12 protein-coding genes and 1 pseudogene are annotated in these 11618 nt (G+C 65.4%); 12 read left to right on the forward strand and 1 reads right to left on the reverse strand.

The features are described 5' to 3' along the window. Positions 1 to 358: 358 nt before the first annotated feature. Positions 359 to 589, reverse strand: coding sequence for a hypothetical protein (locus ABD842_RS14400; protein ID WP_345115275.1), 231 nt, complete (start codon positions 587 to 589; stop codon positions 359 to 361). Positions 590 to 757: 168 nt separating this feature from the next. Here ABD842_RS14400 and ABD842_RS14405 point away from each other — a divergent pair, with 168 nt between their 5' ends. The 12 genes and pseudogenes from ABD842_RS14405 to ABD842_RS14460 form a co-directional block, all read left to right on the forward strand. Beyond that, positions 758 to 3058: an efflux RND transporter permease subunit gene (locus ABD842_RS14405; RefSeq protein WP_345115278.1), complete on the forward strand. Its 2301-nt coding sequence runs from the start codon at positions 758 to 760 to the stop codon at positions 3056 to 3058. A gap of 85 nt (positions 3059 to 3143) precedes the next feature. Then, positions 3144 to 3947, forward strand: coding sequence for a hypothetical protein (locus ABD842_RS14410; RefSeq protein ID WP_345115284.1), 804 nt, complete (start codon positions 3144 to 3146; stop codon positions 3945 to 3947). A gap of 33 nt (positions 3948 to 3980) precedes the next feature. Then, positions 3981 to 4835 carry a hypothetical protein gene (locus ABD842_RS14415; RefSeq protein ID WP_345115286.1) on the forward strand — a complete coding sequence of 285 codons (855 nt, stop codon included), beginning with the start codon at positions 3981 to 3983 and terminating at the stop codon, positions 4833 to 4835. 31 nt (positions 4836 to 4866) lie between these two features. Continuing rightward, on the forward strand, positions 4867 to 5442 hold the full coding sequence (locus tag ABD842_RS14420; RefSeq protein ID WP_345115289.1) for a hypothetical protein: 576 nt from the start codon (positions 4867 to 4869) through the stop codon (positions 5440 to 5442). 30 nt (positions 5443 to 5472) lie between these two features. Then, complete coding sequence (locus ABD842_RS14425; RefSeq protein WP_345115292.1) at positions 5473 to 5823, forward strand: hypothetical protein; 351 nt, start codon at positions 5473 to 5475, stop codon at positions 5821 to 5823. A 144-nt stretch (positions 5824 to 5967) separates the two neighbouring features. Then, on the forward strand, positions 5968 to 7359 hold the full coding sequence (locus ABD842_RS14430; RefSeq protein ID WP_345115295.1) for an ethanolamine ammonia-lyase subunit EutB: 1392 nt from the start codon (positions 5968 to 5970) through the stop codon (positions 7357 to 7359). 43 nt (positions 7360 to 7402) lie between these two features. Next, entirely contained in the window at positions 7403 to 7885 is a 483-nt protein-coding gene (locus ABD842_RS14435) for a cupin domain-containing protein (protein WP_345115298.1), read from the forward strand. Positions 7886 to 7893: 8 nt separating this feature from the next. Beyond that, the gene (gene eutC / locus ABD842_RS14440) at positions 7894 to 8688 is read left to right on the forward strand and encodes an ethanolamine ammonia-lyase subunit EutC (RefSeq protein WP_345115301.1); all 795 of its coding nucleotides are present in this window, start codon (positions 7894 to 7896) and stop codon (positions 8686 to 8688) included. A 147-nt stretch (positions 8689 to 8835) separates the two neighbouring features. Further along, entirely contained in the window at positions 8836 to 9207 is a 372-nt protein-coding gene (locus ABD842_RS14445) for a hypothetical protein (protein ID WP_345115303.1), read from the forward strand. A 137-nt stretch (positions 9208 to 9344) separates the two neighbouring features. Next, entirely contained in the window at positions 9345 to 9965 is a 621-nt protein-coding gene (locus ABD842_RS14450; RefSeq protein WP_345115306.1) for a helix-turn-helix domain-containing protein, read from the forward strand. A gap of 282 nt (positions 9966 to 10247) precedes the next feature. Beyond that, positions 10248 to 10628 (forward strand): hypothetical protein, encoded by a 381-nt coding sequence (locus ABD842_RS14455; RefSeq protein WP_345115308.1) that lies wholly within the window; start codon positions 10248 to 10250, stop codon positions 10626 to 10628. Positions 10629 to 11413: 785 nt separating this feature from the next. Then, positions 11414 to 11618 (forward strand): annotated as a pseudogene (locus tag ABD842_RS14460) (hypothetical protein); the annotation flags it as partial.

Here is an 11618-nt window from a genome sequence, read left to right on the forward strand (position 1 = left end):
CAGCGAGCCGGTGGCGGCCTGCTGGCGCAGCAGGTCTTTGACAAACGAGCGGCTCACGCCGAAGCGCCGCGCCACGGCTACTTTCCGGGCACCCGGCTCCTGGCACGCCGCCGCTACCCGGGTGCGTAAATCAAGCGAATACGGTCTCATCTTACAGAATACGGCCATCCGCCAAATAGGGATGAACTGTTCACGAATCCGCTATAGGTTAGAAAGCTGATCAATAAGGTCCATAGGTTTCTTTAGATTTTTACAGAAAATTTAAATGTATGATTCTATTCCTAACTACCAACTATCCAAAAACAAAATGCCCTGACTTACGCCAGGGCATTTCCACAGCAGGTATTGCAGGCTGACCTTACAGCGACTTCACCACTGGCGTCTCGGCCAGCTTCACGGCGGCGGTTTTGCCTTTCTTCATGCAGCACGACGGCGTGGCAGCGGTAGCGCCTTCCTTGGTGCAGCTGGCCTTCATGGCCGTGGAGCAGGCCTCTTTCTTGGATTTCTTGCCTTTCTCGTCTTTGCCATCATTGGCGGCGGCGGTTCCGACGAATGCAAACAGGGCCAGGGCCAGCAGTGCGTTTTTCATGGGTGAAAATGAGGGAGGTGGAGGAAACAAAAGCCGGCGGGGTATGGTTGGCTTGCCAACGTTGGCACCCCGGCCCGCAGCTCTAAAGTACGAAGGCCGTGCGAGAGTTCCGCGGCTTGGGGCCCCGCATTTTTCGCCGGCCCGGGTCGACGCCTCCTGATTTCCTCCATGCCCCTTCGCCAAGCAAGTTACCTCACCCTGCTCGCGCTGGCCCTCGTGTCGGCCGTGAGCCTGTATTTCGTGGCCCAGCTGCGCTTCAACTACAACTTCAACGACTTCTACCCCGTCGGCGACCCGGACCTGGCCTACTACGAGCAGTATTCGGCCCGCTTCGGCAACGACAACGACTACGTGCTGCTGGGCCTGGAAGCCGCCCCCGGCCACACCGTGTTTGAGCCGCAGTTCCTGACCCGGGTCGACTCGCTCACCCGCTTTATTCAGCAGCGGGCCCACGTGGTCCACGTGTCCTCGCCCACCAACGCCACCAACCCGGTGGTGGAAGGCTTCGGGGTGTTCAACATTCCGTACCTGCACCCGGCCGAGCCGGCCCGGCGGGCCCAGGATTCGGCCCTGGTGTACCGCACGCCGGGACTGGTGGGCAACCTGGTGGCCCGGAATGCCCGGGCCGTCACCATCCTGTTTCAAACCTCGCCCAACCTGAGCAAGCCGCCCGGCGACTCGCTGCTGACGGCCGTGCGCACCGAGCTGACCCGCCAGGGCTTTGCGCCCGAAGCCTACCACCTGGCCGGCAAGCTGGTGGCCCAGTCGGTGTTCGTCGACCGGCTGCAGCGGGAGCTGGTGGTGTTCATGTCGCTGTCGGTGCTGCTGGTCACGGGGCTGCTGTGGTTCACGTTCCGGACCTGGTGGGGCGTGGTGCTGCCGCTGGTGGTGGTGCTGGGCGCCATTTTGTGGGGGCTGGGGCTGATGAGCGCCTGCGGCGTCAGTATCGACCTGATGACGGCCCTGCTGCCCATCATGCTCTTCGTGGTGGGCATGTCCGACACCATCCACATCATCACCCGCTACAACACGGAGCTGGGCTACGGCACGGCCAAAAAGCAGGCGCTGCTCATTACGCTGAAGGAATCGGGGTTCGGCTCGGGGCTGTCGGCGCTGACGACCAGCATCGGCTTTTTCACCCTGATGACCAGCTCCATCCGGCCGATCTACAACTTCGGGCTCTTTACCGGCATTGCCGTGCTGCTCACCTTCGCGCTGTCGTTTACGCTGCTGCCGGCCATGCTGATGCTCTTGCGCAAGCCCGAGCTGCGCATTCCGCGGGCCGAGGGCCACAGCTGGGACGGGGTGCTGGGCCGTATGTTTCGGGTGGTGCTGGCCCGGCGGCGGCTGGTGGTGGGCCTGTCGGCCCTGATCCTGATCGGCTCGGTGGCCTCGGCCTCCCGCATCCGCATCAACTCGGCTTTGCTCGACGACCTGTCCAAAAACGATCCGGTGAAGCTGGATTTCGGCTTTTTCGAGAAGAACTTCGCCGGCGTGCGGCCCTTTGAGCTGGCCCTGCAGCCCGCCCCCGGCCGCAGCATCTACGACCTGCAGGTGCTGCGCGAAACGGAGGAAATCGAAGGCTACCTGCAAAAGACCTACGGCCTGAACTTCGTGGCCTCGCCCGTGACGCTCATCAAATCGGTGCGCAAGGCCCTGAACGGCGGGCTGCTGGAGGAGTACAGGCTGCCGGCAACCGAGGCCGAGCTGGCCGGGCTGGTGCGGCGCGTGAAGCTGTTTCGCAACAAGCCCGAGTTCCGGGCCCTGGTGCTGCCCGACGCCTCCGCCGGCCGCCTCACCGGCCGCATGCCCGACGTGGGCAGCGTCCGCGCCGACGCGCTGAACGTGGACCTGCGCCGCTTTCTGCGCCGGCACACCGACCCCGCCGTGCTGCAGACCCGCCTCACCGGCTCGGCCAACCTGATCGACAAAAATAACGAAAGCCTGACGCTGAACATGATTACGGGCATGAGCATCGACATCGTGATGGTCACGCTCATCGTGCTGCTGCTCTTCCGCAGCCTGCGCATGACGGTGGTGGTGCTCATTCCCAACCTGGTGCCCATCCTGATTGTGGCCGGCGTGATGGGGCTGGCGGGCGTGAGTATGAAGGTGAGCACCAGCATCATCTTCACCATCGCCTTCGGCATTGCCGTCGACGACACGATTCACTTCATCAGCAAGCTTAAGCTGGTGCTGCTCCAGGAGCCCAGCCTGTTCCGGGCCGTGCGCAAAACCTACCTGATGGCCGGCAAGGCGGTGGTGGTCACGTCCCTGATCCTGGTCGGGGGCTTCAGCACGCTGATTTTTTCCTCCTTCGACGGTACCTTCTACGTGGGCCTGCTCATCGGCCTGACCCTGCTCTTCGGCGTGGTGGCCGAGCTGACGCTGCTGCCCATTCTGATCCTGTACTTCTACAAGCATAAGCCCAAGGAAATCCGCCAGCCGGTGCCGGTGCTAAGGGGGTAAAAGGAGCTACCAGAGGCAGCGGCATGGTTTTTATTGCGTAAGATTGGGCGGTTGTTTTCGCCTCCTTATCCTAGCTGTAGTTACTATGCCGCATGTATTTCGTTGGCTGGCCCTGCTTGGGCTACTGGCCCTTTCCAGTGTGCCGGGGCAGGCGCAGCAGATACCAGCCACCATTTTATCGGCCTACCGGCCGATGCCGGTGCAATACGGCGGCCTGGGCCGGGGCCTGTCTTTCGACCAGTTCCAGCTGCTGACGCTGCACCGCAATGGCGACTGGCTCACCACGCTTCCCGATGGCGTACCGCTGCCGCCCATTGTGCTGTTTTACCAAACCAGCAGCAAGCAGCAGCTGCGTTTCGTGCTGGAAGACAAAGCCCACGGCCAGCAGGCCCAGGTGTTTGCCCTGGCCAACCTCACGCTCAGCGGCAGTGCCCTGGGCAATCTGGACCGTATTCTGTTTCCCAGCCGGGATTCGCTCCGGCCCAAAAACAACAACTCCGATGTTTTCCTGGGCGCCATCTCGCTGGTCGGCCAGGCCCCCACGGAACCGGTCTGGCAGTTTGCAGTCGAAAATGCGCAGCAGATTGTTGCGGCCCCGCTGCGTGGCACCGTCAGCAATGGCAAGCAGATCATTCAGTTCTCCGAGGTCATCGACGATGCGCTCAGCTACGCCGACCAGGGCGGCATGGCCGCCGCCTTGCTGGCGGCCCAGGTACACCACGGCTTCGTGTTCACCTACCAGGGCAAAGCTATTGCCGCCCTGGCGCTGCCGGACCTGAGCCGCCGTGCGCGCTCCATCTACTGGGTGCGCAAAGACCTCGATCCGGCTTTGCAACTGGTGGTAGCCAGCATGAGCACCACGCTGCTGCTGCGGCCCGATTTGAAGTAAACCCGTTTTTCCCGCCCGATTTCTGTCCTGCTCATGCGGAAGCTTTTCTTTGCCCTGCCCCTGCTGCTGGTTGGCTGCGCCACGCCGGCCTACCTTCCCCACACCTCGGCCAACCCTTTCGGGGGAGCGGCCGGCACCCAGCTGAGCGTGCCCATCAGCAAGCTCGGGCCCGGCCGTAAGCTCGCCCTTGGGCCCTACCAGGTGACGGACGTGCACCGCGGCTGGCGCAGCACCCGCACCCGCGACCAGGGCCCGCTGCGCGCTGGCACCACCGGCTCGCCCGTGCTCGACGTGCTCGACCTGCCCTACGCCCAGCAGCTGAGCACCGAGGACAGCAAGCTGGAATTTCAATTCAGCACCAACGACCCCGCCGGCCCGCCCCAGTCGGCGGCCGTGTACTGCGGCCGGCAGAGCGTTACGCAGTCGGTGGTAGCGAAAGGACTGCTGCTGGGCCAGCTGGACCCGGAGCTGCGCAGCCGTACCACCGAAACCTTCAACGCCCTGATCGTGGGGCCCAAACTGGGGCAGACCAACGTCTGGAATCTGCTGCTGACTACTACCAACCGGACCGGCTTCGAGTCCGACAACCCGACCCCCGTCATCGGGCTCGTCGGCGACGCCGATCAGGTGCTGCTGCGCATCCGGCTGGTGGCGCGCACGCCGCTCCCGGCTTCGGCGGGCAGGTTTGCTCAGCTGGCGCAGCCCCTGGCCGGTCCCGGGGGCGTCGAAATTCTGCACGAGGGTCAGCGCATCGCCTACCTCGACTACGAAACCATTTCGTCCGACCACACTCTTAAGCTCTGGCTTCGGGATGGACTGGCGCCGGAGCTGCGCTTTCTCACCACGACGACGGTAGCTACGCTGCTGATGAAAGACGGGGATTTGTAGCCTCCTTGCCGCTTTGCCGTATGAAGGGCCTATGAAACTCGCTTTTTCCTGCCTGCTCGTCTTTCTTACCCTGACCGCGCACGCCCAGACGCCTGCCCAGCCTGCCCCACCCGACCTATTGACGCCGCTGATTCAGGAGCGCGGCCGCATGGTAAAGGCCTACGAAGACGCCAGCGCCCAGCGCAACAGCCTGTTTGGCAACAAGGCCTCCAAGAAGGACCTGGAGGAAGTCGTGGACGTGCTCAAGGCCATCATCCGCAAGGACACCGAGATTGTGCAGGCCCTGAAGGAGTCTTCCCTGCGGCGCACGGCCAGCATCGTGGCCGAGAAAACCCAGGCCGAGCGGCAGATTACCGTGGCTCAGGGCGACCAGTCGATGACGCGGGAGAAGTTTTACGACTTGCAGAACCAGATTCAGAACCTGCAGGAGCGCGACCGGCAGCGCGAGGCCAAGCTGCGCGAGTACCAGGCCACGGCCGACGAAGCCAGCCAGAGCCGCACCACCCGCGAGCTGCTGGCCGTGGCGCTGGCCGTGCTGAGTGCGGGGCTGCTGTGGTATATTTACCGGCTGCGCGGGCAGGTGCGCCCCGCCCGCGGCCGCCGGTAGCCGGGGGCTGACAGACCATAAAACAGTGCTATGCTCATTCCTGCCGCCCAGTACCTGACCTACGCGGAGGCGGTGACCCTGTACAATGAGCTGCTCGACGCGGGTATCAGCGCCCTGGTCAAAGCCTGCGGCCCGCCCGGCTTTCCCTTCGGCGACGGAATCTGGTACCAGCTGCTTATCGAGGAAGAAGCCGCCGCGGCCGCCCGCCCCATCGTGGCCGACTTCGACGCCCGGCGGACGGCCCCACTGCCCGGGCGCTGCCCCCGCTGCGGCAGCTCCGATACGGGGCCGGTGGCGCGGCCGGCGTGGTGGCAGCGGCTGTTCTACGCCGGCACCACCCTGCTCCGCTGCGGCGGCTGCGGCCGCAGCTTCGCGGCCTGAGGCGGCGCGGCGGCCGGGCCGGCGCGCGGGCACTCCGCCGCTTATGCCCTACATTGCCCCCGGCCCTTGCCGCCGGCCCGCGGCCTCTTCACAGCAAGCAGGCGGCTTTACAACGGGCAACGGCCCCAACGCTACGCTCTGCTGATGTCCTACCGCCACACCATCCGCCAGCGGGTTTACACCTTCCCCGACCTGAAAACCCTGCTGGCCCGGGCCTCGCCCCCGCGCTCCGGCGACGGGCTGGCGGGCGTGGCGGCCGACACCTACGAGGAGCGCGTGGCCGCCCAGTATGCCCTGGCCGACGTGCCCCTGCGCACCTTTCTCAGCGAGGCCCTGGTGCCCTACGAGCAGGATGAAGTCACCCGCCTGATTCTGGACACCCACGATGCGGCGGCCTTCGCGCCCGTCGGCCACTGCACCGTGGGCCAGCTGCGCGACTGGCTGCTGGCCGATGCCACCGATGCGCTGGTTCTGCAGCAGCTGGCGCCCGGCCTGACCCCGGAGATGGTGGCGGCCGTGAGCAAGCTCATGCGCAACCAGGAGCTGATCGGGGTGGCCCGCAAGGTGGAGGTGATAACGCGGTTTCGCAACACGCTGGGGCGGCGCGGGCACCTGGCCACCCGCCTGCAGCCCAACCACCCCACCGACGACGCCCGCGGCATTGCCGCCAGCCTCGTCGATGGCCTGCTCTACGGCAGCGGCGACGCCGTGCTGGGCATCAACCCTGCCACCGACAACCCCCGGGTGGTGCGCCAGCTGCTGGACATGCTGGATGCCGTGCGCGAGCAGTACCAGATTCCGACCCAGACCTGCGTGCTCAGCCACCTGACCACCACCCTGCAGCTGATTGAGCAGGGCGCGCCCGTGGACCTCGCCTTCCAGTCTATCGGCGGCACGGAGGCGACTAATTCCAGCTTCGGCATCAGCCTGAGCCTGCTGCGGGAAGCCCACGAGGCCACGCTGGGCCTGCACCGCGGCACGGTGGGCCAGAACGTGATGTACTTCGAAACCGGGCAGGGCAGCGCCCTGTCGGCCCACGCCCACCACGGCCTCGACCAGCAGACCTGCGAAGCCCGCGCCTACGCCGTGGCCCGGCACTTTCAGCCCCTGCTGGTCAATTCCGTGGTCGGCTTCATCGGGCCCGAATACCTCTACGACGGCAAGCAGATCATCCGGGCGGCGCTGGAAGACCACTTCTGCGGCAAGCTGCTGGGCCTGCCCATGGGCGTGGATGTATGCTACACCAACCACGCCGAAGCCGACCAGGACGACATGGATACCCTGCTCACCCTGCTGGGCGTGGCCGGCTGCACCTTCATCATGGGCATTCCCGGGGCCGACGACATCATGCTGGGCTACCAGTCCACCTCCTTCCACGACGCGCTGTACGTGCGCCGGGTGCTGGGTTTGCGGCCCGCCCCCGAGTTTGAGGCCTGGCTGCGCCAACAGGGTATCTTTGACGAGCGGGGCCGGCTGCGGCCGGCGGCCGCCGACCACCGGCTGCTGGGCCCGGGCCCGCTGCGGCCCCCGGAATAACCCTCCCGCCTGTTGCTCGCGCTTCACCCCCAACCTTCTCCCCATGACGGCCCCGGACATCATTCGCCAGCTGCACCTGCTGCCCCACCCCGAGGGCGGCTACTACCGGGAAACCTACCGGTCGGACTACCGCATCCAAACGGAAAGCGGCCAGCCCCGCCACCTCAGCACGGCCATCTACTACCTGCTGGCCAACGACGACAAATCTCATTTCCACCGCATCAAGTCGGATGAGCTCTGGTTTTTTCACCAGGGCCAGACCCTGGAAATCATCGTGCTCGGCGGCGACCAGCCCACCACCATCCGGCTGGGCGGCGACCTGACAAAAGGCGAAGTTCCCCAGGCCGTCGTGCCGGCCAACACCTGGTTTGCCGCCCGGCTTGAGCAGGGTACCGGCTTCGGGCTGGTCAGCTGCACCGTGGCCCCGGGCTTTGAGTACGTCGATTTCGAGCTGGCCCGGCGGGCGGCGCTGCTGGCGGAGTTTCCGCACCTGCCGGAGCTGATCCGGCAATTCACCCGCTCCTAGCTCCCGCCATGGCTGCTGACCCCACCGATTCGCTGGTCCCGGGCGCCGACCCCTGGGCCGCTCCCCCCGCCGACCCCTGGGCCGGCCTGCGCGCCTTCACCGCCGCCCGCATTGCCCTGGGCCGCACTGGTACCAGCGTGCCCCTGGGCGAGGCGCTGGCGTTTCGGCTGGCCCACGCCCACGCCCGCGACGCCGTGTACTCAGCACTGGAAACCGACCGGCTGCTGGCCGAGCTGCGGGCGCTGCACCAGCCGGTGGGCCTGGTGCGCAGCCGGGCCGAAAGCCGCCCGCACTACCTGCAGCGCCCCGACCTGGGCCGGCAGCTGAATGAGGAATCCCGCCGCCGGCTGGCGGACAGCGCGCCCGGGGCCGCGGATATTGCCCTTATTCTGGCCGACGGCCTCTCGGCAACGGCCATCAACGAGCACGCGCTGCCGGTGCTCCGGCTGCTGGTGCCCCGGCTTCGGCAGGCCGGTTTCACGTTGGCCCCGCTCACCCTGGCTTTGCAGGCCCGGGTGGCTATCAGCGACGAAATCGGGGCGGCGCTGCGTGCCCGGCTGGCCCTGATCCTGATTGGCGAGAGGCCCGGCCTGAGCGCCCCCGACAGCCTGGGCGCCTACTTCACCTACGCCCCCCGCCCCGGCCTCACCGACGAAGCCCGCAACTGCGTGTCCAACATTCGCCCGACCGGCCTCCCGTACGAAGCCGCCGCGGAAAAGCTGTTTTTCCTGCTCAGCGAAGCCTTGCGGAGCAAGCTGTCGGGGGTGCCGCTCAAGGATGAGACGGGCCGGCTGGGGGAGTAGCGCGCAGTGGCCCGGCGCGCCCCGTGCGGCCGCCGGCCCCGCTACCGGCTACGGCTTCTTTTCAACTGTTTCGCGAAGTAGAACTTCGCGTTACTGCCCTCGGGGCCCAACTAATGGACGTAGCTTTGCGGCCTGTCCCGCGTGCTTATGGAAAACACCTTCCCCTTCAAGATTGTCCCGCTGCCCGAGCGCCTGCGGGTGGATGACGCCCTGTTCGGCATCACGGCCAACGTGGAAGCCGACCCGGCGCTGGAGGGCTACTTCTACCTGTTTGAAAGCTACGGCTTCGGCGGCGGCGGCCCTTCCTGGGAAGAGCACATCAACACCATCCTGGAGGAAGAAGCCCCGGCGCTGCTCGAAGAGCTGCACGGCTACTCCACCCCGGCCCACCTTATCTTCTACGCCGACTCCCAGGCCGCCGTAGACGGGTTTCTGCGCCTTATCGGCCCCATCTTCGCCGACCTGGGCAGCCTGAACAAGTACTTCAGCCAAACCGATTCGAGCGACTTTTTCGAGTAAGCCCCCGCCGGGCCGGGGTGTCGGGGCACCCGGTCGCCGGCCCGGCCGTGAGGCAGTAGTACCCTCCGAAAATAATTAAGCAGGGTGCTACTGCGTTGTAGTACCTTCTGGTTTTCTTTTTAGAAGGTACTGCTGCCATGCATATCATTCCGCCCCGCTCCTTTTCGCCGACGCTGGCCGCCGAGCTGCGCCAGTACTACGCCCTTACCCAGGCTGAGCTGGCCCGCTGGCTGGGGCTCAGCGTCCGCCAGGTGCAGGCTGTGGAGGCCGGGCGGCGGGAATTTTCCCCGGCGGCTAATGACCGGCTCACCGAGCTCCGGTTTCGGATGCGCCCTCTGGGGCCGCCGCTGCCCATGCCCGAGGCCCTGCCCCCGTTGCCGCCGCCCACCGCCTATACGGTAGTCAGGGCCGAGCGGACCCGGGCGCTGCGGCGGCGGCGGGTGCGGCGCTGCCGCCACCTGGCCCGGCTGCTGGCCTTCCAGCTCGAAACCCTGGACCTGCAGGATACCGCCCTGCTGCGCCGCCGCCAGGCCCTGGTGGCCCTGGGCCTGGCGGCGGCCACGCCCCCGCTCGGGGCCCCGCCCACCTACGACCTGGGCCCTGACGCTGCCTGGCTCGCCCACCTCGCAGCCAACACGGCCGCCCTGCCCCCGCGCCCCGACGCGCTGGCCCGCGCCCACCTGAGGCTGCGCCACCGTCAGCTGCTGGAAGAAGCCCGGGAGCTGGAGCAGCTGCTGGCAGAGGAGGCAGAAGCGTAAGCCCCCGAACAGCCCCGGATTAGCCGAAACAGCGGCCCAGCACCCGCTCGTTGGGCGGCGGCCCAACAACTGCTCCGACGGCCTTGCGCACCAGGGATGCCTGCCCACTTACCTGTCTGGTGAGTTGTTTATCTCCGGAAGTAAGCCGGCAAATAAATATTAGTTAATGCAACTATAGGCCCGGGTAGCCGCTCCTGCCTGTACTGCTGCTGCTCTCTGCCGGCTTAGCCGAGGCCGTAGCGGGGCATTTCGAATCTTCTCCTCACTCTTAGCCTGGTATTTATGCGTTTCAATCCTACCCCCGTGCTGCAGTTTACGGTCCGTCTGAGCTTTTTTGCGGCTTTGGCCCTGACCGGCTGCACTGCCAAGCAAGAAATAGCACCGAAGGACTGGTGCGGCACGGATCCGGCCGCCTGCAGCACCAAAGCCACCGTGCGGTTCTGCCTGGGCAAAACGCTGATCTGCCCGACTGAGCACACCACCCTGGAGCTGGCCGATGGCACGCGCCTGCAACCTACCGGGCCAACCTGGGAAGCCTACCTGGCCCGGCAGACCGACGGGCAGAAAGTGTCCATCGGCTACTCCGCCACCGGCCCGGTCACCAACGGCTCCCCCGCCACCCTGTCGGCGGCGCTTTCCTGTCTGACTACTGAGAGCCGCTAAAGCGGTTCTGCCTCCTGAGCTCCTACTGCGGAACTACCGCCGGAACCGGCTCTCTTACCTGTAAAAACCCCTTTGCCACGATACGGCAAAGGGGTTTTTACAGGTAAGAGAGCTGGGCACCTACCGGAGTCAGGACCTTGGTCACCACTTTCAACGTGGTGTGCTCAGGATGACCGGCGAAACAGGGAGGGCCTTAAACTGGAATAGACTAACCCGGCCCTGCGCCAGCGCCTGCTGCTGGAAGAAGCACAGGCGCTGGCGCAGCTGCTGGCGGAGGAGGCTTAAGTAGGCGTTCAACTAGGCGCCTCACCCCCCCCGCCCCTTTCGCCGCTTGATGGAGTCCTCTCAGAAAAAGGAAAACACAGCCCGTCAAGGTTCAGGGAACGACCTTTAAAGCCGTGGTTTTACGTGTTGCAGACGACCGTTTACAACACGTAAAATGGCTTATGCCTCATCTAAATCACCGTTTTTGTGAATGCTGCTCCTTGTCTAGGGCAGCAGTCATTCGGCTTCCTATAAAGCTTGCCCCGCTAAAAAACGTCTGAGTCCACCTGTTTTTGGTTTCCCTTCATAAGGCTTTTAACCTTCTCCTGAACCCGTTGGCGCTCGGGGTCATTGATGCGAAGTCCTACCGCCTCAAACCAATTCTTCAGGGCCTTTCGCTGCGTGGGCAAGTCATTTTGCTTCTCCACCCAGAATAGGTCCTGGTTGAACCAGTACACCACCTGATATAGCGGTTTCGTGAACAGTTCGTCCGTATTTGTCGGGAGGCCGTATTCTGTAAGATGAGACCGTATTCGCTTGATTTACGCACCCAGGTAGCAGCGGCATGCCAGGAGCCTGGTGCCCGGAAAGTAGCCGTGGCGCGGCGCTTCGGCGTGAGCGGCTCGTTTGTCAAAGACCTGCTGCGCCAGCAGGCCGCCACCGGCTCGCTGGCCCCCAAGCCGGCCACGGGCGGGCGGGCCCGCTACCTGGACGCGGCCGCGCAGG

The organism is Hymenobacter algoricola, assembly GCF_039539525.1.
Lineage (GTDB): Bacteria > Bacteroidota > Bacteroidia > Cytophagales > Hymenobacteraceae > Hymenobacter > Hymenobacter algoricola.

Coding starts and splice junctions, on each gene's coding strand:
- ABD842_RS14400 (WP_345115275.1), bottom strand. CDS start 589: ATGAAAAACGCACTGCTGGCCCTGGCCCTGTTTGCATTCGTCGGAACC.
- ABD842_RS14405 (WP_345115278.1), top strand. CDS start 758: ATGCCCCTTCGCCAAGCAAGTTACCTCACCCTGCTCGCGCTGGCCCTC.
- ABD842_RS14410 (WP_345115284.1), top strand. CDS start 3,144: ATGCCGCATGTATTTCGTTGGCTGGCCCTGCTTGGGCTACTGGCCCTT.
- ABD842_RS14415 (WP_345115286.1), top strand. CDS start 3,981: ATGCGGAAGCTTTTCTTTGCCCTGCCCCTGCTGCTGGTTGGCTGCGCC.
- ABD842_RS14420 (WP_345115289.1), top strand. CDS start 4,867: ATGAAACTCGCTTTTTCCTGCCTGCTCGTCTTTCTTACCCTGACCGCG.
- ABD842_RS14425 (WP_345115292.1), top strand. CDS start 5,473: ATGCTCATTCCTGCCGCCCAGTACCTGACCTACGCGGAGGCGGTGACC.
- ABD842_RS14430 (WP_345115295.1), top strand. CDS start 5,968: ATGTCCTACCGCCACACCATCCGCCAGCGGGTTTACACCTTCCCCGAC.
- ABD842_RS14435 (WP_345115298.1), top strand. CDS start 7,403: ATGACGGCCCCGGACATCATTCGCCAGCTGCACCTGCTGCCCCACCCC.
- eutC (WP_345115301.1), top strand. CDS start 7,894: ATGGCTGCTGACCCCACCGATTCGCTGGTCCCGGGCGCCGACCCCTGG.
- ABD842_RS14445 (WP_345115303.1), top strand. CDS start 8,836: ATGGAAAACACCTTCCCCTTCAAGATTGTCCCGCTGCCCGAGCGCCTG.
- ABD842_RS14450 (WP_345115306.1), top strand. CDS start 9,345: ATGCATATCATTCCGCCCCGCTCCTTTTCGCCGACGCTGGCCGCCGAG.
- ABD842_RS14455 (WP_345115308.1), top strand. CDS start 10,248: ATGCGTTTCAATCCTACCCCCGTGCTGCAGTTTACGGTCCGTCTGAGC.